Source organism: Microbulbifer mixtoriginis (SeqCode) (assembly GCF_052466865.1).
The window spans coordinates 1,315,388-1,337,728 of record NZ_CP174293.1; the positions used below are offsets into that span (position 1 = coordinate 1,315,388).

General features: G+C 53.7%; 17 protein-coding genes. 10 read left to right on the top strand and 7 right to left on the bottom strand.

Annotation, left to right across the window (positions count from 1 at the left end):
* Positions 1-123: 123 nt before the first annotated feature.
* The gene (locus ACJJJA_RS05890) at positions 124-1,011 is read right to left on the bottom strand and encodes a dTDP-4-dehydrorhamnose reductase family protein (protein WP_444904008.1); all 888 of its coding nucleotides are present in this window, start codon (positions 1,009-1,011) and stop codon (positions 124-126) included.
* A 163-nt stretch (positions 1,012-1,174) separates the two neighbouring features.
* Complete coding sequence (gene argS / locus ACJJJA_RS05895) at positions 1,175-2,911, bottom strand: arginine--tRNA ligase (RefSeq protein WP_444904009.1); 1,737 nt, start codon at positions 2,909-2,911, stop codon at positions 1,175-1,177.
* A 135-nt stretch (positions 2,912-3,046) separates the two neighbouring features.
* Here argS and sbcB point away from each other — a divergent pair, with 135 nt between their 5' ends.
* The 4 genes from sbcB (at position 3,047) to ACJJJA_RS05915 (ending at position 8,027) form a co-directional block, all read left to right on the top strand.
* A complete protein-coding gene (sbcB, locus tag ACJJJA_RS05900) occupies positions 3,047-4,498 on the top strand; it encodes an exodeoxyribonuclease I (RefSeq protein WP_444905228.1) in 1,452 nt (483 codons plus the stop codon).
* 110 nt (positions 4,499-4,608) lie between these two features.
* Positions 4,609-5,625: an aspartate carbamoyltransferase gene (locus ACJJJA_RS05905; RefSeq protein WP_252084788.1), complete on the top strand. Its 1,017-nt coding sequence runs from the start codon at positions 4,609-4,611 to the stop codon at positions 5,623-5,625.
* Positions 5,626-5,743: 118 nt separating this feature from the next.
* Positions 5,744-7,177 carry an NfeD family protein gene (locus tag ACJJJA_RS05910; protein WP_444898924.1) on the top strand — a complete coding sequence of 478 codons (1,434 nt, stop codon included), beginning with the start codon at positions 5,744-5,746 and terminating at the stop codon, positions 7,175-7,177.
* An 85-nt stretch (positions 7,178-7,262) separates the two neighbouring features.
* Positions 7,263-8,027 carry a slipin family protein gene (locus ACJJJA_RS05915; RefSeq protein WP_252084790.1) on the top strand — a complete coding sequence of 255 codons (765 nt, stop codon included), beginning with the start codon at positions 7,263-7,265 and terminating at the stop codon, positions 8,025-8,027.
* Positions 8,028-8,109: 82 nt separating this feature from the next.
* Here the strand turns inward: ACJJJA_RS05915 and pgi are convergent, their stop codons facing one another.
* From pgi to nhaC, 4 genes are all read right to left on the bottom strand, one after another.
* Complete coding sequence (gene pgi, locus ACJJJA_RS05920) at positions 8,110-9,732, bottom strand: glucose-6-phosphate isomerase (protein ID WP_444888190.1); 1,623 nt, start codon at positions 9,730-9,732, stop codon at positions 8,110-8,112.
* Between the two features lie 311 nt (positions 9,733-10,043).
* Positions 10,044-10,238 carry a hypothetical protein gene (locus ACJJJA_RS05925; RefSeq protein WP_252084792.1) on the bottom strand — a complete coding sequence of 65 codons (195 nt, stop codon included), beginning with the start codon at positions 10,236-10,238 and terminating at the stop codon, positions 10,044-10,046.
* Between the two features lie 489 nt (positions 10,239-10,727).
* Positions 10,728-11,804, bottom strand: coding sequence for a DUF3549 family protein (locus tag ACJJJA_RS05930; RefSeq protein WP_444904010.1), 1,077 nt, complete (start codon positions 11,802-11,804; stop codon positions 10,728-10,730).
* The gene (nhaC, locus tag ACJJJA_RS05935; RefSeq protein ID WP_444885882.1) at positions 11,797-13,302 is read right to left on the bottom strand and encodes a Na+/H+ antiporter NhaC; all 1,506 of its coding nucleotides are present in this window, start codon (positions 13,300-13,302) and stop codon (positions 11,797-11,799) included. Before nhaC ends, ACJJJA_RS05930 begins: the two co-directional genes overlap by 8 nt.
* Before the next feature lie 327 nt (positions 13,303-13,629).
* Here nhaC and ACJJJA_RS05940 point away from each other — a divergent pair, with 327 nt between their 5' ends.
* The 6 genes from ACJJJA_RS05940 (at position 13,630) to ACJJJA_RS05965 (ending at position 21,060) form a co-directional block, all read left to right on the top strand.
* Entirely contained in the window at positions 13,630-14,799 is a 1,170-nt protein-coding gene (locus ACJJJA_RS05940) for a 1-acyl-sn-glycerol-3-phosphate acyltransferase (RefSeq protein ID WP_252084795.1), read from the top strand.
* Between the two features lie 115 nt (positions 14,800-14,914).
* Positions 14,915-17,053 carry an ATP-dependent DNA helicase DinG gene (gene dinG, locus ACJJJA_RS05945; RefSeq protein ID WP_444904011.1) on the top strand — a complete coding sequence of 713 codons (2,139 nt, stop codon included), beginning with the start codon at positions 14,915-14,917 and terminating at the stop codon, positions 17,051-17,053.
* 105 nt (positions 17,054-17,158) lie between these two features.
* On the top strand, positions 17,159-17,482 hold the full coding sequence (locus ACJJJA_RS05950; protein ID WP_444885880.1) for a YqcC family protein: 324 nt from the start codon (positions 17,159-17,161) through the stop codon (positions 17,480-17,482).
* A 283-nt stretch (positions 17,483-17,765) separates the two neighbouring features.
* The gene (locus tag ACJJJA_RS05955) at positions 17,766-18,458 is read left to right on the top strand and encodes an ATP-dependent zinc protease family protein (RefSeq protein WP_252084798.1); all 693 of its coding nucleotides are present in this window, start codon (positions 17,766-17,768) and stop codon (positions 18,456-18,458) included.
* A 55-nt stretch (positions 18,459-18,513) separates the two neighbouring features.
* The gene (locus tag ACJJJA_RS05960; RefSeq protein ID WP_252084799.1) at positions 18,514-20,046 is read left to right on the top strand and encodes an inactive transglutaminase family protein; all 1,533 of its coding nucleotides are present in this window, start codon (positions 18,514-18,516) and stop codon (positions 20,044-20,046) included.
* 9 nt (positions 20,047-20,055) lie between these two features.
* The gene (locus tag ACJJJA_RS05965; protein ID WP_252084800.1) at positions 20,056-21,060 is read left to right on the top strand and encodes an alpha-L-glutamate ligase-like protein; all 1,005 of its coding nucleotides are present in this window, start codon (positions 20,056-20,058) and stop codon (positions 21,058-21,060) included.
* 52 nt (positions 21,061-21,112) lie between these two features.
* Here ACJJJA_RS05965 and ACJJJA_RS05970 read toward each other — a convergent pair whose 3' ends face one another.
* Complete coding sequence (locus ACJJJA_RS05970) at positions 21,113-22,273, bottom strand: acyl-CoA desaturase (RefSeq protein ID WP_444885878.1); 1,161 nt, start codon at positions 22,271-22,273, stop codon at positions 21,113-21,115.
* Positions 22,274-22,341 lie beyond the last annotated feature (68 nt).

Genomic DNA, 22,341 nt, shown 5'->3' on the forward strand with positions numbered 1-22,341 from the left:
AACTGCTATTAACGCTTGTTAGCTATAAATAGTGCTCAATTACAAAAGTTAATGCCGGCTTTTAGGCCGGCACAGGTATATCCCTATACCATTTAATTTCTTTTATTCGTTTTCCATTAGCTTTTAATTCTGGATAAAAGATTTCAGGTTGCGTGCTAGTTGCTGAGGCAATGGTTCGTTCCCTTTAATGCCCAGGTTTGTTAAGCGCGATTTATCCAGCTGACAATTGTAGGGGCGCGGTACTGAAAAATCGGGTTTGCTATCTGCGCTGATATGGTCAGCACTCAATTTGCACACTTTGGCAATAATATGCGCAAGTTCAAAGCGGGTGCAGGCGGTGTCGCCGCTCCACTGATAGATACCTTCAAATTGGGTGCCACGCTGGGTTTTCAACAGGCATTGCTCCAATACTTCTGCCACTTCCTCCACACTGGTGGGAAAACGAATTGCCCAGTGATCCAGTGTGACGGGTTTTTGTTCTCGCAGTGTCTCTAATAGGGCGGTAATACCCGATTCCTCCAGGTAGGAGACGGGTCCAAACAGCCAGGGCAATCTTAAAACCCAATGGTTACCGTTTTTCAATACTGCTTCCTCTCCCGCCAGCTTGCTGCGGCCGTAGAAATTCACGGGATTGGGTGTGTCATCAGGGGCATAGGGTGGGGCAGTACCATCAAAGACATAGTCTGTGCTGATATACACCAACTGTGCATTGATTTCGCTACAGTGCTTGGACAGCAACTCTGTGCTGCTGACATTGAGTTGCCAGGCGGTATCTGGATTGTCAGCACAGCGGTCTGGCCAGCGCTCAGCGGCACAATGGATCACCACTTCCGGCTTGATATCGTTCAGGGAAGCTTTCACTGCGCTGCTATCCGATAAGTCCAGGCGAATTAAGTTTTCGCCTGCGCGAGAAAAAGCGGTGCCGATTACGGAAAAAGTAGGGTTGTTGGAAAGTTGCTTAAATACACTACGGCCCAGCAGGCCGGAGGCGCCGGTAATCAGGATTTTCACGGGTTACTTTCCTTTAATTAGACCAGTGGGGAAGCGGTGGCCTATGTGGGGCAATGAATGGTGCAGGATAGTTTGGCTGGAGGCTAGGGAAGCCTGCCGGCCAGAGAGCCGCCCGGCCAGCCAGCCTGCAAATTTGCTGGAGGTATGGCCGGGCAGGAACAATTTACATCTGCTCCATAACTTCAATACCGAGCAAGCCGAGGCCAGTCGCGATAGTGCTGGCCACCAGGTTACACAGCTGCAGACGGCTGTGCTTCTGCTCTTCACTTACCCCTTCTTTCAATACCGGGCAGGCTTCGTAGAAGCTCATATAGGCACTGGCCAGCTCGTACAAATAAGTACAGAGCACGTGTGGGAAGGTGTCTTTGGCTACCTGATCCAGTACTTCACCAAATTGGTTCAGTTTTACTGCCAGTGCGCGCTCTTGGGGGCTTTCCAGATTAATATCGCCCTTGAGTTCACTCGCCTCAATACCGGCCTTGCGAAAAATACTGCGCACGCGGGTATAGGCATACTGTAGGTAAGGCGCCGTATTGCCTTCAAAGCTGAGCATGGATTCCCAGCTGAAGATGTAATCGTTAGTGCGGGTCTTGCTCAGGTCCGCATATTTCACCGCGCCGATGCCCACCTTGCGCGCGATTTCCGAACAGGTTTGTGCATCCAGCTCAGGGTTCTTCTCGGCTACCAGTTTTTCTGCTCGCTCCACCGCTTCCTCTAGCAGGGCGGCCAGTTTTACCGTACCGCCGGTGCGGGTTTTAAACGGCTTGCCATCGTCGCCCATCATGGTGCCAAAAGCGCAGTGCTCAAGAGAAACGGATTCTGGTAAAAAGCCCGCTTTGCGTGAAGCGACAAAGGCCTGCTGTAAGTGCAGGGATTGACGGGCATCCACTACGTAGAGAATACGGTCTGCATTGAGCTGGTTTGCGCGGTAGCGAATGGCAGCCAGATCGGTGGTAGCGTATAGGTAACCACCGCCCTTTTTCTGGATAATCATCGGGCTTGGATTGCCTTCTTTATCGGCCATCTCTTCCAGGAAGACTACGATAGCACCCTGGTCCTCTACGGCGATGTCGTTATCCAGCAGTTCTTTAACCAGCACCGGCAGATCGTCGTTGTACTGGCTCTCCGCGTAAACGTCTTCCTGCTTTAGGGTGACATTGAGCTTGGAGTAGATCTCTTCACAGTGGCTGATAGAAATATCGATAAACTGTTTCCACAGTTTCAGGCACTGTTCGTCGCCGCCCTGCAGTTTTACAACGTATTCACGGGCGCGGTCTGCAAAACCCTCTTCCTCGTCGAAGCGTACTTTGGCTTCGCGGTAGAAGGCTTCCAGGTCGGCCAGGGCTACTTCCGCAGCATTGTCTGCCAGCTTGTCGGACAGATGTGCCAGTAACATACCGAACTGGGTGCCCCAGTCGCCCATATGGTTTTGACGGACCACCTTGTGGCCCTGGAACTCCAATAAGCGCGCCAAGGCATCACCGATAATGGTGGTGCGCAAATGGCCTACGTGCATTTCCTTGGCCAAATTGGGGTGGGAATAGTCGATGACTACGGTTTTGGGTTCTTCAACAGAGGCAATATTGAGACGCTTGTCGCCTTGGGCAGCCAACAGCTGTTGGCTCAGCCACTGTTCACTCAGATGGATGTTTAAGAAGCCAGGACCCGCGATCTCGACCTTTTCGATCATATCGCCCTTGTCCAGCTGCTCAAGGATCTTGCTGGCCAGCTCACGCGGGTTGGTGCCCAGTCGCTTGGCGGCGCCCATAGCGCCATTGGCCTGGTAGTCGCCAAATCCGGCTTTCTTCGCAGGTGCCACAATCGGGCCGCATTCTTCGGGGATACCGGCGGCAAGCATGGCGGCCTGGAATTTGTCGGAGAGGAGTTGGCGAATATTCATAGAGGGTTATAGCTGTCTTAAATTCGTGGAAACGCCGAATTTTAATGGGCGGTGGCGGCTTTGCAACCAGCGAGGGCTGGAGAGCGACTCAAATCTGGGTACAGGTGTCCAGATGGTGTGGTGCTCAGTGGTATGATGCCGCCAAATTATGGAGGTACCGTGAGTTCTACCACACTTTATTGGCACGATTATGAAACCTGGGGCACAGACCCGGGTGCCGACAAACCGGCGCAGTTTGCCGGTATCAGGACCGACGAAGCACTGAATATCGTCGGCGAGCCATTGATGATTTACTGTCGCCCCTCGGCGGACTGCCTGCCGCAGCCTATGGCGAGTCTGGTGACGGGCATCAGCCCGCAAAAGGCCCTGGCTAACGGCGTGCCGGAAATTGAATTTATCCAGCGTATCCTCGCTGAACTGGGTGCGCCGGGTACCTGCGGAGTGGGCTACAACAGTTTGCGCTTTGATGACGAAGTAACCCGCTACACCCTGTACCGCAACCTGCTCGACCCCTATGAGCGAGAGTGGCGCTCCGGCAATAGCCGCTGGGACATTATCGACATGGTGCGTCTCACTTACGCCCTGCGCCCGGAGGGTATCCAGTGGCCGACACGCGAAGACGGTGCGCCGTCTTTCCGCCTGGAAGAACTGACTGCAGCCAATGGAATTTCCCACGAGGGCGCTCACGATGCACTCTCTGATGTCCACGCTACGATAGATATGGCGCGGCTGATCCGCAAGCAACAACCGAAGCTTTACGATTATGTTTTCCGCCTGCGCCGAAAGCAGGAAGCCGCCAAGATGATCGATATGCGTGAGCGCCGCCCGCTGTTGCATATCTCCGGCAAGATCTCTGCCAATCATGGGCATTTGACCTACGTGATGCCGTTGGCCAGCCATCCGGTGAATCGCAACGCCGTAATTGTTGCCAATTTAGCGATGGACCCCGAGCCTTTACTCAACCTGGATGCGGATACGCTGCGTGAGCGCCTCTATACCGCTCGCGATCAGCTGGGCGAAAGCGAACTGCCGGTTGGGCTGAAACTGGTGCACTTGAACAAGTGCCCGATATTGGCCCCAGCCAATATGCTCGACGATAAACGCGCCAGTGAGCTGGGCATCGATAGGGCGGCTTGCGAAGCCAACTGGCAGAAGTTGAAAAGCGTTGATCTGACCGAGAAACTGCACAACGTATTTCTGGATCGGGAGTTTCCCCAGAAAGATGTAGAGGCGGATCTCTACGGCGGTTTCCTTAGCGATGCCGACCGCGATATCTGCCGTGAGCTGCACCGCGGCTTGGCAGCCCGCGGGCCCGAAGCCCTGGCTGGCGAAGTGCCATTCAGTGACAAGCGCTTACCCGAGTTATTGTTCCGCATGCGTGCGCGCAACTTCCCAGAGACCCTATCGGACGAGGAACATCAGCGCTGGCAGATCTGGTGTTTCCAGCGGTTAACCGATCCCACCGCAGGGGCCTCTATCACCCTCGAAGATTACTTCCGCCAGCTGTCCGAACTGCGAGTACAGCATCCAGAGCGGATATCGCTGATTACCGAGCTGGAAAACTGGGGCGATAGCCTACTCGCCTAATGTGTTGAATCGCGCCAGCGGCCATTCTTTCACTGGGCTCTATTGCGGTGCCCGAGTAGAATGCCGCTCGCGAACACCCGCGCCCACAAGGCGCAATCACTGGAGTAACCATGGACTTTATCGGAGCCAATATTCTGTCCGTCAGCCAGTTCGAACGTGCCGATATAGAGCGCGTATTCGATGTGGCTGACGCCATGACCCCTTATGCAAAGCGCGAAAAAGTAACGCGCGTATTGGAGGGGGCGATTCTCGGCAATATGTTTATGGAGCCGAGCACCCGTACCCGCCTGAGTTTTGGGGCTGCTTTTAACTTATTGGGTGGCACGGTTCGGGAAACTGTGGGGATTACTGCCAGTGCTATGGCTAAGGGAGAATCCCTCTACGATACGGCACGGGTACTGTCGGGCTACAGCGATGTGATTTGTATGCGCCACCCTCAGGAGGGCTCTGTGGCAGAATTTGCCGCAGCGAGTCGCGTGCCGGTGGTCAACGGCGGTGATGGCGCTAATGAGCATCCCACCCAGGCGCTGTTGGATCTCTACACTATTCGCAAAGAGCTGGCCGCCCATGGCCGCACCCTGGATGATTTCCGCATTGCCATGATTGGCGATCTCAAACACGGCCGTACCGTGCACTCCCTGTGCAAGCTGCTGTGCTTATTTGGCAGTGTGCATATCACTCTGGTTTCCCCACCGGAGCTGGCAATGCCCGATGCGATTGTGGAGAAGCTGCGTGAGGTGGGGCACGAGGTAACGGTGACCGACCAGCTGGAATCCTCGATCGCCCATGTGGATATCGTCTATTCCACCCGTATCCAGGAAGAGCGCTTTGCCTCTCAGGATGAGGCCAACCGCTATCGCGGGCGTTTCCGCCTTAACCGGGCGATTTTTACTCGCTACGCAGAGCCCAATACGGTGATTATGCACCCCCTGCCGAGGGATTCACGCGCAGAGGCCAACGAACTGGATACCGACCTGAACGAACATCCTAGCCTGGCGATTTTCCGCCAGACCGATAACGGCCTGCTGGTGCGTATGGCTCTGTTCGCCCTGCTATTAGGGGTGGAACGTCAAGTGGATAAATACGCCCGCGAAGTTAACTGGCATAGCCGTCGCAACCCAGTTTAACGTCACTTTCCTTGTTTTCGGATAACGCCGTTTTTTTCTGTTAATCTGATTGAGTTACCCCGGCCAGAAATACGATGGCTGGCCCGGGTTTCTCCGCAATCGCATCAGGGAAAGATGCATGTCGAATCAGATATCGTCAGCGGTATTCTTGCGCGGCGCGCTCATCCTGACGCTGCTTCTCGTCGTTTTGATTTCAAAAAGTGCCGCACAGGAAAGTACTTCCCCCCATGTGGCGCTGTTGACTATTGATGGCGCTATAGGCCCCTCTACGACGGATTACTTTAAGCGTGCCACTGAGAGTGCTGGTGAGCGCGGCGCTGAGTTAATCATTGTACATATCGATACTCCAGGCGGTCTGGATGCGGCTTCCCGAGATATTATTCAGCATATCCTTTCCTCTCCTATCCCTATTGCCATGTATGTGTACCCCTCGGGCGCCCGTGCAGCCAGTGCCGGCACCTATATCCTCTATGCCAGCCAGATAGCAGCCATGGCCCCGGCTACAACTCTGGGGGCCGCCACGCCGGTACAAATAGGCGGACCACCGGGAACGCCATCTCCAGGTGGCAACCCGAAAGAGAGCGACCAAAAAGAGGAAAAAGAGAAAGCGAATAAAGACGACGAGGAAGGTAAAGACGAGGACAAAAAGGAAAAGCCATTATCCGGCACCGCCATGGAGCGCAAGATGGTTAATGACTCCGTTGCTTTTATTCGAGGCTTGGCACAACGCAATGGACGCAATGCCGAGTGGGCGGAGAAGGCCGTTCGTGAAGCGGCAACTCTGACCGCTTCGGAAGCGCTAGAGATGAATGTTGTCGATATTGTTGCCAAGAATGACGAGGATTTACTGAAGCAAGTGGCCGGACGTAAAGTATCTCTTGATTCCGGTGAAATTACCATTTCAGCAGAGATTGCCCAACTCCCCATAGAAAATTACGAGCCAGATTGGCGTAATGAGTTACTGGCTCTGATTACCAATCCCCAGGTGGCTTATATTCTTTTATTGATCGGTATTTATGGGCTGATTTTCGAGGGGTATAGCCCCGGCGCTTTTGTGCCCGGCATTGTGGGGATTATCTGCCTGCTTTTGGCATTTTATGCTTTGCAGGTTTTGCCGATTAATTATGCCGGATTGGCGTTGATTATTGTTGGGGCGCTTTTGATTGTGGCGGAAGTCTTTATGCCCAGTTTTGGCGCCTTGGGAATTGGTGGGATTATTGCCTTGGTGATTGGTTCAGTAATGCTGATCGATACCGATGTGCCGGGCATGCAGGTATCGCGAAAACTCATCGCGGCAATTGCTGGAGTGAGTGGTGTTTTTCTTTTGGGTCTTTTAATGGCGGTGGGCAGGAGTTTGCGCAAACCGCGACTTGCCTCCGATCAGGCCCTGGTGGGACGAGTGGCGGTGGTGAGCAATGTGAGCGAAGAAGAGGTGCTGGTGCACCTCGGTGGTGAAATATGGCGGGCGCACTGTGAGACGCCACTGGAGCCTGGGCAGCGAGTGCGTGTTATCGCCCAGCGTGGTTTGCTGCTCTATGTTGAGCCGGGCTAGTCATTGCGGTTGGCATTTAAATTGGCTTTTGCTGGTGCGAATTTACCCCAGCAAAATTTACAAGCAGTTATAGGGAGAGATAAGCATGGTCAGTTATTTTGTTGGGCTGTTGGTGCTCGCGGTATTACTGCTATTGATGTATGCCATCCGAATCTTGCGGGAATATGAGCGTGCGGTGGTCTTTTTTCTGGGGCGCTTTCAGACGGTGAAAGGACCTGGCCTGATTATCATCATCCCAATTATCCAGACCATGGAGCGCGTGGACTTGCGCACCGTAGTGATGGATGTCCCTACACAGGATGTGATCAGTCGCGATAATGTTTCAGTAAAAGTGAATGCGGTCGTTTATTACCGGGTTGTTAATTCACAGTCAGCGATTATCAATGTTGAATTTTATCACGAAGCTGTCAGCCAACTGGCCCAGACGACGCTTCGATCTGTACTGGGTAAGCATGAGTTAGATGAGATGCTTTCCGAGCGGGACAAACTCAATGTGGATATTCAAAAAATCCTTGATGAGCAAACTGATGCCTGGGGTGTTAAAGTCACTAATGTCGAAATTAAACATATCGACCTGGATGAGAGCATGGTGCGTGCTATTGCCCAGCAGGCTGAAGCAGAGCGGGCACGACGAGCCAAGGTAATTCATGCAGAAGGCGAAGCCCAGGCAGCCTTAAAATTAACAGAAGCTGCCAATCAGCTATCTCAAAATGCTAACGCCATTACTTTGCGCTACATGCAGACCATGATTGATATTGCCGGAGCAAATAATAGCTCAACCATTGTGTTTCCACTTCCACTGGATTTGATTGAGCCTCTATTGAAGCGTGGTGCTGAGGCGCAGAAATAAAGAATTCTCTTTCTCTGTGAAACATAACTAAAAAGGCCACATTTTGATGTGGCCTTTTTAGTGGAGCTCTCTGTAAATGGTCTTACAAGAGCTTTTCCATCAGAGAGCGAGTTGAACTATCCCAATCCTCGGGAACATTTCCATCTGCGGCATTATAAATCTGCGCACTTAACTGTTTGCCTAGCTCTACCCCCCATTGGTCAAATGGGTTAATTCCCATAAGGCAACCGCTGGTGAATACCTTGTGCTCGTAAAGCGCTAACAGAGCTCCCAAGTGATGCGGGTCTAACTTTTCCAGTATCAAAGTATTACTTGGGCGATTACCGGGAATGGCTTTATGTGGTGCCAGCGCATGGGCTTCGCGGTGGGTATAGCCGGCATCTTCCAGTTCCTGGCGGGCTTCGTGCAGGGATTTGCCCCGTAGTAGAGCCTGGCTCTGGCTGATACAGCAAGCCAGTAACCAGCGGTGTTGCTCGCTTAGCTCAGAGGTCGGTTGCTTGATGGCGATAAAATCCGCTGGAATCAGGTCAGTGCCCTGGTGCAATAGTTGATGGAAGGAGTGCTGTCCATTGGTCCCCTCGCTGCCCCAGATCACACTGCCGCTGGGATACTCCAGAGGCTTGCCCTCTTTATCCACGCTTTTACCCAGGCTCTCCATATCCAATTGCTGCATCCAGGCAGGAAATTTGGATAGACGCTGAGCATAGGGCAGAATCACTTGGCTGCTGGCACCCCAGCACTGGCGATACCAGAACTGAATAAGAGCCAGCAATACCGGCAGGTTTTCCTTCAGAGGGGCACTGGCAAAATGGGTGTCCATGCTATGGGCACCGGCCAATAGTTGCTCATAAACGTTGTAGCCGCAGGCCAGGATGATCGGCAGACCAATGGCCGACCACAGTGAGTAGCGGCCACCTACCCAGTCCCACATAGGGAAAATATTTTCTGGGGCAATACCAAAGTCTTGTGCGGCCACAATATTGCTGCTTACGGCAACAAAGTGTTGGGATAATTGTTTTTCAGTGGCACCTGCCGCTAGTACCCATTGACGTGCACTCAGAGCATTCTCTCGGGTTTCCAGAGTGGAAAAAGACTTAGAGGCAATGATAAAGAGAGTCTCTTCCGGGTTGAGACCTTTGAGGGTACTACTGAGGTCGGCACCATCAATATTTGCTACGAAATGTACTCGAATACTTTCCTTATGCCATGAGCCTAGAGCCTCAACCACCATGCGCGGACCGAGATCGGAGCCACCGATGCCGATATTGACGATATGGCGAATAGCTTTGCCGCTGAATCCGAGCCATTTTTGTTGATGGATGCTATCGGCAAATCGCTGCATCTGAACGCGGCAGTCGGCCACGGCGCGTTCGTGTTCGGTTTTTGCCGCTCCCTGAAAGCGAAGGGCGGTGTGTAGGGCTGGTCGATGTTCGGTATTATTGACATTGGCACCGTCAAGCAGGGCAGCAATCTGGCTGCCCAAATCCTGATCTTCGGCATAGTCGAGTAACAGTTGCAGAGTGTCCTGCCGCAGGTGATTTTTACTGAAGTCCAGATAGATACCAGAGGCTTCACAGCTAAAACTGGTTGTGCGCTGGGGATCGGTGGCGAAAAGTTCGCGTAAAGACCACTTTTGTTGTTTGAAATGAAATTGGAGTTGTCTGATTGCAGAGGCACGGCTCAGGGCCAGAGTTTCACTTGTCATGGTGGTCGTTAATAAACTCTCTTTTGAGTAATTTTTTTCGGTCTTCCCAAGCTGAATGGCGCTTGGTGTCAACGGGCTGGCCATCCTAACTTATTACTTTCGCGGGACCAGTATTAGAGACGGTACAGTCTATTACAAGAAAAGAGTCTTCGCTAAGAATGGGGGAGAGAAAAAACAAATGCCGCTCGTTAAAGCGGCATTTGGTGGTGATCCATACTAAATAATGCTTTGTTACTTGTGTGTCTGTCAGTGTAAATTTAGTCAAAACCTCATTTAGTATGAATCACCACGCTGTTCTGCTTGAAAAGATTTTACTTCACCACTTTCATGCAGCGTACTCTGTCAGAAGCCATCCAGCAGTCAGCATCTGCAGGGCAGGCCATGGAAACTGGAATTTGTTCAGCACCTGGTGGGCAGTAAGCTGGCGGTGCCGGAGGGCTACAGCAACCTGCTAGAACCAGTGCACTGATAATACCGATTAAGTACTTGGCTGGAGTGAAATTCATCCCCTAACTCCTTTCCGTTGATGTTAGCCATTAGCATAGCCAATAAAACGTCACCTGTTGGTCAGCTTTGTAAAATGTGTTTTACAAAGAAGCCGCCTAATTGAGTGTAATAGGCGCAGGAAAAAAATAGCTGTCAGGTGCAAAGTCAGGGAGAAGTTTGCGCCAATTTGTGGGGTTTTAGGCTGTAAAAATAGCGTTTTCTTTCTGAGGCGCTGCTAAGTGTATTGTTTTTTGTGACGGCGGAAGGCGTTGGAATTTATTTTTTAATGTTTTTTGTTGCAGTTTTCTTTAGCGGGATTTTAGGTGAACTATTGCTGGAATAGAAGTTGGCGAATTTAAAAATGGCAGTCTTTTATTCGTTACGTGGATGAGTACATTTTTTATGAATATGGCGAAATTCACTTATAGGTGAAATGTGTAAAGATAAGCAATGAAACATGGCAATGAGGTAGGCTGAAATTTTGCTACATCATTGCCAGATTGAAGACCCTAGTGAATGGGTTTGGGTCCATGAAGGAAATGACCGAAGGCCTGAGCTAGGGTTTCATTCCGTTCGGGGTCCCGTAATGTACTCAGTAGAGAAGTGCGCACCTTGGGCAGAAACATCAAGTCAGAGAGCAATAAGTTAAAGGTATCCTGGTTATTACTATCTGCCAGTGCATTGAGCCAGAGTTTGGCTAATTGTGGATTTTCTAGGTCTTGGGGGCAGCGGCTGCCGATGGCAGCGAGAAGCTCTAGAGACTTGGCCTTGATGCTCTGAGTGCCACTCGATGATTTTTGTGCCAGATGCTTTAAAACTTCTTGCAGTAAAGTGCTGCGCAACCCCTGCGCCGGCGAATGAGAGATACCACGCACTGCAGCTGCAATCAGGGTGAAATCTGGAGTGTCATCGTGTAAAGAGTCACGTGCCCGAGTGGCGATGACTTCTACCAACTGGTGATCGACCGCTTCATTTTCCAGACAGTGGCACAGATTGACAAAAACTGGCGCAGCAATATGGGGCAACTGATTTAACAGAAGCTCTTTCTGGGAGTCCCAGCGGGCTGATAGATCGGCAATGCCCTGTAGGGCCAGGTTATCCCAGCGGGACTTCTGGGGGTTGTGAAAATAGTCGAGTACTGCTGCATAGTGCGCGCTAGGTGTACGCTTCAGAAGCCGTTGGGTGTGCGCGTGAAATGCAGCTTGGCGCTCGTTGGAAGGGGTATAAAGTAGACCGCTTTGTTGCAGTAATTGGTCCAGCTGCGCTGCGGATTCCGAAGCGGGCGCCTGCTTCAGCTCTTGGGCCAGGGCGCGCAGCAAGCCATCGCGGGCCTGTAGCTGTAGCTTGCCCTGCTCATCGAGGGGAAAGCGCAAGAACCATACCGCCGGTTGACCACCCTCAACGGGCTGCAGTAAGAGCCCGCTCCAGGCCTGGCGCAAATAGGGGTGAGGCCAGGCTTTTTGGCCCGCCTCGAAAGCCTCGGCTGTAGACTTTGGTACAGATTGAAGACGCCGGCCCAGATCGAACCAGCGTAATTTAAAGTCCGCCTCTTCTATCAGAGCGCTCAGGGTACCGCTTTCACTCATGACAGCTTTGTAGATTTCCTTCTTTTTTATCGGAGGGTGCTGTGGCCGCAACTGAGATCGGCATCTGCTTAAAGTGCAACCAGCCGTAGGCGATCGCTAGCAGCGGGCAGATGATGTTAAACAGGGCATAGGGTAGGTAAGAGAAGGTATAAATGCCAAGGGTAGCCGTCATATAGGCCCCACAGGTATTCCAGGGGATTAGCACGGAGGTGATGGTGCCGGAGTCCTCCAGTGTACGGGACAGGTTTAGCCCATGCAGGCCCTTCTCTTCAAAGGCTTCTCTGAACATACGGCCCGGAATAATAATTGCCATGTACTGGTCGCCAGCGGCGGCGTTCATGCCGAAACAGGTGAATACGGTGGAGGTCACCAAGCCGCCCACGGTTTTAATACGCGACAGAGTCCAGTTGACAATCACTTGTAGGAAGCCGGCGCGCTCCATGGCGCCACCGAAGGCCATGGCGGAGGTGATCAGCCACACAGTATTGAGCATGCTGCTCATACCGCCTTTCGAGAGGAGTGCGGCGACATTCTCATTCGTAGAGGTGGATTTATAGCCATCGAACAGGCTGTACCAGGCGCCTTTGAGTGCGGCCAGGGCACCTTCATCTCCCCCCAGACGGCGGGCAGTCTCCGGTTCGAAAATCAATGCGATGGCACAGCCCACCAGGGAGCCGACGATCAACGTGGGGAAGGCGGGGACTTTGCGCCAGGCCATAGCGAGTAGCAAGATCAGAGGCAGCAGGCTGATCAGGGAGATTTTGAATTCGCTCTTCAGGGCGGTAAGTAAAGACTCGATATCTGAGGCGGAGGCAGTGCTGGCTTCAGAAGTGAGGCCGAGATACGCGAACACCACCAGGGCGATAACGAAGGCTGGAATCGCGGTCGACATCATATGGCGAATGTGCTGGAACAGATCGTTCGATGTTACCGCCGCAGCCACGTTAGTCGTATCAGATAGCGGCGACATCTTATCGCCAAAGTAGGCGCCGGAAATTACCGCACCCGCAGTGATTTCCGGGGACAAGCCAAGAGCACCGGCAATCCCCATCAGAGCCACACCCAGTGTGCCTGCGGTGGTCCAGCTGGAGCCGATGCTAAGACCCACTACGGCACAGATAATACAACTGGCGGCGTAGAACCATTGGGGCGAGAGTATCTGTACCCCGTAATAAATCATCGACGGCACGGTACCGGCTAATATCCAACTGCCGATCAAAGCACCCACTGCCAGTAGTATCAGAATCGCGCCGAATACCAGGCCGATGCCGTGCAGCATGCCGCCTTCCATATCACTCCAGCTGTGGCCATTTTTCATGCCCATCAGCGCAACTACACAGGCGCACAACAGCAGTGCAATTTGGTTGGGGCCGTAAGAGGAGTCGGCGCCATAGAAGTACACTGACAGCGATAAGAGAGCGACCAGGATCCCCAAGGGGATCAACGCATCCAGCAGGCTGGGCGTGCGCGGTTCATTGGTGGGGGTGGCTTGAGACAAGGTGGACTCCTGCTTGACTGCGTGGCTTGTGCCGTATTCGTTATCGTTGTTTTTGCCGTCGGCGGCGGTTGACCTTGCTATTCTCCCGGCTTGGGACGGCGAAGTCTACTTTGAATAGCAATTGGGACAGGAGGACCTTTTTGCTGACTGACCCGTCTAACGGCTATTTCATCGCCTTGGTCATCGATCTGGTCGGGTGAGGCGCTAGCAGTTCGGCGAGGCTTCCGGTATGTTCTGCGCCGATTTCTTATCCCGGCTACCCTGTGGCCGTACAATAAAATGAGCCTGGGCCACGGGTAGATAGTCGGTCCGGCAGGTAGTGATGTCATGAGAGCAAGTGAGTTAGACCCCGCTCAATTTGAGGATATGCGCCCTTATCGCGACGATGAGGTGCGTGCTGTATTGGACAGGCTGATCGCCGATCCGGAAATGTCCCATGCTGTAGCGCATTTCCTGATCCCCAAACTGGCGCGCCTGGAAGGCCCCCTGGCCTGGCTGGTACGCCAGTTCCTGCGTTTTGAATTTCGCAAAGTTAACGATGTACGTGGTGTACAGGCGATTGTAGAAAAATATATCGACAAGGTGGTGAGCCGCACCACCTCCGGGCTGACGATTTCCGGGCTGGATACCCTGCCGCGGGACCGCGCCTGTCTCTTTGTAAGCAATCACCGGGATATCGCCATGGACCCGGCTTTTGCCATCGTGTCCATGTACAAGGAGGGGCATGAGACCTCCCGAATCGCCATCGGCGATAACCTGCTGGGCAAGCAGTTTGCCGGCGATATTATGAAGCTCAACAAGTGCTTTACCGTTAAGCGCAGCTCTGGCACCCGCAGGGAAAAGCTGCAGTCGGCGACAATGCTGTCTAACTACATCTACCATTCCATCGTGAATGACAATGAGCATGTGTGGATCGCGCAGCGCTCCGGGCGTGCGAAGGATGGTATGGATCGTACTAATCCGGCCTTGGCGGCCATGTTCGCCATGACGAAAGATCGGGATATGCCCTTTGCGGATTTCTGGCGCAAGTTGCACATAGTGCCCCTGTCCATCTCCTACGAGTGGGACCCCTGCGATGCCCAGAAAGCCAAGGAACTCTACATCACCGAACACAAGGACGAGTACAAGAAGGCCAAGAACGAGGATCTGGCCTCCATCGGCAAGGGTGTGATTGGCTTCAAAGGGCGGGTGCACACCGCGTTTGGTACACCGATCGAGGCGGATTTCAATGACGTTAACAGCGTCGCTGAAGAGATTGATCGCCAGATTGTCGGCAATTACACCCTGCATCCCACGAATCTGATCGCCTACGAAATGATCTACGGCGAGGTGTCCGGATTGCCGGTGGGTTACCCGCACAAGCCCTGGGATGCCAGTGAACACCTGGAGACCCGTGAGAAGTTTGAAGCGCGCATGGCCAAGGTCGATGAGCGTTGGCGGGAAAAGGCGATCCAGGCCTATGCCAATCCGGTAGTTTCACGCCTCGCATTTGAATAACTGTTTTGGAATCAGTGTAAGAGGGGCACTCAGCCTCTGCGGTGCTGGTGAGGAGGGGGCGCTTAGTGGATAATAACGCCCCCTGCGCCACCCACTAGCGAATAGACTCTCCCCCGTGCTCAACGATAAACACAAAACTGCCATCCAGGCTGCCTACAGCCAATTCCTGTCCAGCCGTGGCCTCAAGGCCCGTTATGGGCAAAAACTGATGGTGGCAGCCATTGCCCGTACGCTGGGCTCGATTGTGCAAAGTGCCAGTGGCGAGCGCGACAATAGTAAGACAGATGGCGAGCATATCTGTGTGGTGGAAGCCGGTACCGGTACCGGTAAAACGGTCTCCTATTTACTTGCCGCCATTCCCCTGGCCCAGGCCCAGGACAAAACCCTGGTGATTTCCACCGCCACAGTTGCTTTGCAGGAACAGATTATCCACAAGGACCTGCCCGAAGTGGCGCGTCACAGTGGCCTCAACTTTGAGTTCACCCTGGCTAAGGGGCGCGGTCGCTACCTGTGCCTGTCAAAATTAGATCAACTACTCTCCAGTTTTTCCGCCAGCGGTACCGGCCTCTCTCTGGGACTCTATGAAGACGAGCTGCCCCAGGTGGGAGAGGACAGTGTTGCCCTCTACCAGAAGATGACTGACAGTCTGACCTCTGGCCGTTGGGATGGTGACCGCGACAACTGGCCGGAAACTATCGAGGCCGATGACTGGGGTCGGATAACTACAGATCACCGTCAATGCAGCGGCCGTCGCTGCCCCCATGTCACCAATTGCAGTTTCTTTCGTGCGCGCGAGAGCTTGGGCAAGACCCAAGTGATTGTTGCCAATCACGATTTGTTACTGGCGGACCTGGCCCTGGGCGGCGGTGCCATATTGCCTCCCCCAGAAGAGACGATTTACGTGCTCGACGAGGCCCATCACCTGCCGGACAAGGCCCTCAATCACTTCTCCCATCACAGCCGTGTCGGCGCCTCCACCGGTTGGCTCGACCAAGCCAACAAGGCCCTTGGCCAGATGTTGGGAGAGATCGGCGATGGTGCCGAACTGGATCGTTGTGGTGAACAGCTACCGGCGGTGCTCACCTCTGCCAAACAGGGCTTGGAGCAAATGTGGCCGCTGATTGAAGAATTGTGCGAATTTGAGGATGAGCGGGGTAATACCACTCGACACCGCTTCGAGGGTGGAGTGGTGCCGGATTCCATGATGCAGCTGGCGGAAAAGTTGCGCGAGGATTTTGACGAGCTGGAGGGGCTGTTCGGCAAAATGTTGCAAACGGCCCAGCGTATGCTCGAGGACGCTCACTCTCCGGTGCCTATTGTAGATCTGGAGCGTTGGTACCCGCAGCTAGGCAGCTGGTATGGGCGTGCCGAAGCCAATTTGTTGCTCTGGGCCAACTATGCCCGCGCAGATGCCGATGGGGCCCTGCCTCAGGCGCGCTGGGTTACCCTGGTGGATTGGGGTGGTTCGACCGATTTCGAGGTGTGCAGCTCGCCCATCCTGGCCGGCAAGACTTTGGATTACAGCCTTTGGCGGCGCTGCTACGGTGCGGTGCTTACCTCCGCGACGCTCACCGCACTGGGCAAGTTTGACCGCCTGCGCATGCGTGCCGGTACCCCGGAAAATGCCAGCTACCAAGTGGTTCCCAGTCCCTTTGATTTTTCCAGAGCCACTCTGCAGGTTCCCGCTTGTGCCGTGGACGCAGGTAATGCGGACCAGCACACCGATGCGGTGATTGATGCTCTGCCGGAGTTGCTCAAGGACTCAGGTGGTTCCCTGGTACTCTTCTCCTCTCGCCGCCAGATGGAGACGGTCTACGAGGCATTGCCCGGTACTTGGCGCAACCGCATCCTGATGCAGGGGCAGCAGTCCCGTCAGCATTTACTCGACTCACACCGTGAAATCGTCGATGGTGGTGGCAGCAGTGTGTTGTTTGGTCTTGCCAGTTTTGCCGAGGGCCTGGATTTGCCTGGGGATTACTGCAGGCATGTGGTGATTGCCAAGTTGCCTTTCGCGGTGCCCGATGACCCAATTGAGGCGGCCTTGGCAGAATGGATTGAGGCCAAGGGTGGCAATCCATTTATGCAGATCACCGTGCCGGATGCAGCCCTGAAACTGGTACAGGCCTGCGGTCGTTTGTTGCGTGCGGAAGGGGATAGTGGAACAGTCACCCTGCTGGATCGCCGTGTAGTGAGCCGTCGCTACGGCCAGGCGATTCTCAATTCACTGCCGCCCTTTAACCGCCATATCGAATAACCTCTTACTCTTTGGCGTGCCCCATTTTCGTCTGCAGGTTTGGAATTCCTGCCAGGGGCACTGGGATTACAAGCCGCCCGGCAGGGCGGTTTAGGGATTGGATCTATGCAAGCTATTTACTCTGAAGTCGCCGATCAATTATTACAGCTCGAAGCCGAGTTGCGCCGCATGGCCCTGTGGCAGGAGGAGGCCCCAACAGCGGAAGCCTTAGCCAGCAGGGAACCTTTCTGTGTAGATACCCTGACTCTGCCGCAGTGGCTGCAATTCATCTTTTTGCCGCGTATGCGCCAGCTAATTGAGGGGCAGATGCCGTTACCGCAACAGTGTGGCATAGCGCCAATCGCGGAAGAGTTCTTCAAAGAGAGGGGAGGCGCTGAGCCTCTGATCAAGATTCTCAAGGGCATCGACGAGCGCCTGCAGCGCGGCTGAGTCCTCCTCTCTGGCGTCCACTGGGCGCCCCACCTCGCTTTCATCTACTTTGTTAGCTATAACGATTCACGGTTGGCCGTCAAATTCTCAAGATCTGGCGCGTGTCACATTGTGGCGCTTGCATCGCTCGACTCTAGGAACATCCCTGTTCACCAAGCTCTTTCATAGGCTAATATCGGCCTTTTGCTTGCGTTGGGAGGAATTTCTGCGCTTGCTACCGTGAACGCTGCGAAGACAGTGCGGTCGGATTGGAATGCTAATGGGGCTAGAGGTAATCGTTAGGATGCAGAAATTTTCCCTTCTGTGGTTATTGGTCGCGGTCCAGTTATTGCTGGGCTGTCAGTCGCTGATGTACCCCGCACAGAGCCAGCAAGGGGCAGAACCCGCTACTGCACAATCGGGCCAATCTCAGGGCGAAATACTCCAGTGCCCAGAGCCTGTGGAGGTGATCTGCGCAGAGCCAGAGGTCAGGGTCGTTGAAAAAGTCATCGAACGAACCCTAGAAAAAGTAGTCGAAGTGCCCGTCGCCAAGGACAAACTGGTACTAGGAGCGGTGGAGAAAATCTCTATCGAGCCCTCCGGTCTGGTTGTTGAGTCTGTGGTGGATACCGGTGCGCCGACAACCACCTTGCGCGCCCAGACACTGACACGCTTTGAGCGCGATGGTGAGGACTGGATCAGAATTCAGCTGGCACTGCCGGAAGTGGATGGTAAGGCCGAAACTTCTACCATCGAACTGCCCATCAAACGCCATATCCGTGCGAACCGTATTGGTTTCCCGAGCCAGCGTCGCCCGGTAGTGGAGATGAATCTTACTGTGGGTGAGGTTACTCATATGGTTGAGGTCAGTCTGACGGATGAGGGCCGCAACGATATTGTGATGGTGCTGGGACGCAATTTCCTCAAAGATGCCGCGGTTGTTGATGTGAGCCGGCGCAATATCCAAGGGCAGCCTCGGGTGTTCGGGAATAAATAGGCCGCTTATTAAGATTAGGTTCCTTTTGGAACCCTAGAGTTACGGGGAAGGGCGAATGTCGCCGCGCGTTCAAGTTTATGTTATTGCGGCATTGCTCGCATTGATCGGGGCGGGTCTCACCGCTTACAAACATTTCGAATTAGGTTTTCCACTGCTGCCGGGTGAATACCGTACTGTCTGGACCATTGAGGCCAAAGTGGGTTTCGATGCGGAGGGCGGCCCGGTAAAAGCTGCGCTGACTTTGCCCCGTGAGCAACGCAATATGGAAATCCTCGGCGAGACTTTCAGTTCCTCCGGCTTTGGCTTTTTTATCGCCCGGGAAAATGATGAGTATCGGGCAGTTTGGACGCGCCGCTCTGCCGAGGGACCCCAGTCCCTGTTCTATCGCTTGGATGTGTACCAGACTCCCGGTGCGGCGCTCGAACAGCCTTTGAATCTCAGCACTCAAGTACAGAAACCTTTCCTCGGTGCACGGGAGCAAGAAGCCGTGCGCCTGGCGATTGATTCGTTAGTTAAGCAGGCCCGCGAGCGCTCCTCCGACGTGGAATCTTTCACCACTCAATTGCTGTTTGAGCTGAACGACGATGGTAACCAGGATCGCAACCTGGTCTTCCGCCACTACACCGATAAATCCCTGGTGGATGTCGCTCTGCTGATGCTGGCCACCGCCGATATTCCCGCGCATCGCATCCGCGGCCTTTACCTTGAGGACGACCGTCGCCGCCTTGCTCCAGAGGATCTGCTCGAAGTTTACGATGGTCAGCGCTGGATTGTTTTCGAGCCAAGCAGCGGCTTGCCCGGAATTCCAGAAAACTTCTTTATCTGGCAGCGCGGTGGCAAGAGTCTGCTGGACCTGGAGGGTGGCCGCAATTCGCAGGTGACTTTCTCGGTCATTTCCAATGACGTGCCTGCACGGGATGTCTCCATGCGCAGCACAAAGGGCGAAAAAGAGGCGCTGGTGGATTTCTCCATCTACAGCCTGCCCATCGAGCAACAGAGCATCTTTAAATTGATTTTACTGGTGCCGGTAGGTGCCCTGGTGGTGGTGCTGCTGCGTATCTTTGTCGGCTTGCGCACTTCCGGTACCTTTATGCCGGTACTCCTGGCAATAGCCTTTATTGAAACTCAGCTGCTCACAGGGCTATCAATTTTTGTATTGATCCTGGTGCTCGGATTGTGGGTGCGTTTCTACTTGAGTCGGCTCAATTTGCTCCTTGTGTCGAGGATCGCCGCCGTGGTAGTCACGGTGGTGCTCATTATGGGGGTGATCAGTGTGGTCAGTTATAAGCTCGGAATTGAGCAGGCACTGACGGTGACCTTTTTCCCGATGATTATTTTGGCCTGGACTATTGAGCGCATGTCCATCGTTTGGGAGGAGGATGGCCCCTACGAGGTAATTGTACAGGCCGGCGGCAGCCTGCTGGTGGCTGTTTTGGCCTGGTGGGTGATGACTAACCGCTATGTGGAACACTGGACCTTTAATTTCCCCGAGCTGCTGCTGGTGCTGCTGGCCTTTATCCTGGTTGTGGGTAACTACACCGGTTATCGCCTCAGCGAGCTGATGCGTTTTCGGCCTCTGATCAAATAGGGGGTTGCGATGCTTCAATTTTCATTCAAGCACATCATCAACAAGGTTCGCGGTGGTATGGTTTCGCCGATGGCCCTGAATGAGATGGGCATACTCGGGATGAATGCACGCAATATCAATTACATTGCGCGCTACAACGATCGGGAAAAATTCCCAATTGTCGACGACAAACTGAACACTAAACGAGCGGCCAAGCGCGCAGGCATACCAGTACCGGAATTGATCGCAGCCTTTGAAACCCCGGCCAGCCGCAAGCGTGTGATGGAAGTGATCGATCCCTTGTGGAAGTTTGTAATCAAGCCCGCACGCGGTTCGGGTGGCAAAGGTATTCTGGTCATTGCCGGTCGCGATGGGGATAAGTACAAGAAGATTTCCGGCTCTGAAGTTGAAGCCCTGGATATTCTGCGTCACGTTAACAATATCCACAGTGGCCTCTACAGTCTCGGGGGCAAGCCTGACCGGGTAATGGTGGAGGCTCTGGTGGATTTCGACCCGGTGTTTCAGGATTACTCTTTTGAGGGAGTACCGGATATTCGCGTGATTGTGTTTCGCGGTTTTCCGGTGATGGCAATGCTGCGCTGTTCTACCCATAGCTCCGATGGTAAAGCCAATCTGCACCAAGGCGCTGTAGGAGTGGGTATCGACCTGGCCACAGGCAAGAGCTGCCACGCTGTACAGCGCGGCCTACGCATCCAGCACCACCCGGATACCAAGATGTCTTTCGGTGAGCTGAAGGTTCCGGGTTGGTACGATCTGGTGCGTCTGGCGGCGAGCTGTTATGAAATGACCGGTCTCGGCTATCTCGGTTGCGATATCGTTTTGGATCGCGAGCGCGGTCCGCTATTACTCGAAGCCAATGCTCGTCCCGGTCTCGCAATACAGGTAGCTAACGGTGTGGGTCTGCGCCAGCGCCTGCGCTTTATCGAGGGGCTGGATGAAGAGATGCTCGAGAAAGGGGTGGACGAGCGGGTGGCGTATTCCATGCGTGAATTCGCCGCGGAAAAAACCCTTTAACCCACTCGAAGGCAGTTGCCTATTGCCACTTTCCAGTATTTTCGCAGCACTGTTAGGAGGATGTGGCTGAATCCGTCTGGCACTGCTTTATCAGTCTACTCAGACGCCGGCTCTGCATTTTCAAGCCGAACTCTAACTCCTTAACCTTGTTTTGAATTGCCAGCGAACGCCACTTCTCAGCGATCTTATCCCCGCGGCACTGGGCGCGCTGTAACTGCAGATTTTTCCAGTTTTCCAGAGCCCTGGCGAATTGTATGGCCTCGTTCTCCAATAGTTTTAACCAGTCCTCCCGGTGTGCGCTGCCTCCGAGCTTCTCCTCCGCCTGGCTGAACTGCACCGACAGTTTGGCTTTCTGTATTTGTACCGCTGAGGGGGTTTTCAGGTCGTTGGTAATACCGATCCAACTGAATAGCTTGATCATCCATTTAGTTGGGTCGTACGCAAACCAGCCGACGCCATTGCGATAATCCGCAGGAAAGGCGTGGTGGTAGTTGTGGTATCCCTCACCGAAAACCAACAGGTTCAGGAAGATATTATCTCGCGCACTGATATCGTTTTTGTAGGGGCGTTTGCCCCACATGTGCGCCAGGGAGTTGACCAAAAAAGTTGTGTGGTGGTTGACTACGATACGGAGTATTCCTGCGAGCAATAGCATGCCGATCACATCGCCGGTGAGAAGCCCAAGCGCTAAAGGAATGCCCAGGTTCATACTGAGGGTGATGGGGATATAGTGATTGTGTTGCCACATCACGATCTTGTCGCGCTTTAGATCCCCGACATTTTTATAATCCAAGTGGCTGCTTGGATATTCGTGCATCATCCAGTCGATATGTGAAAACCAGAAGCCGCGCATTGCTGAGTAGGGATCGCGATCATTGTCATCAATATGGCGGTGGTGCAAGCGGTGCGCAGCGCTCCAGGTCAGGGTGGAGTTTTGTAGGGCAGCCGCGCTGAACAAGGCAAAGAACAGGCGTAGAGACCAGTGGGCTTTATAGCTTCTGTGGGACCAGAGCCGGTGATTGCCTGCTGTTACCGAGAGACTGCACAAGGCGGCTAATAGAGCGAAGGCGAGCCACTGGTACCAGTGATATCCAACCATCAGCCCGTAGATGGGCACGGCGGTCAGGGCCAGGAAACCTGTACTGGCAAACAGCACTGTGGGAACCCAAAAGCATTTGCGCTTAGTTGTGGATGTTGGTGAAGCAGTATTCATAATTCGAGCCTGTTTGTGAAACGGCCTCGGGAAGCCCCGTATAGTTAGTGGCGCAGTTTTTCTATGAT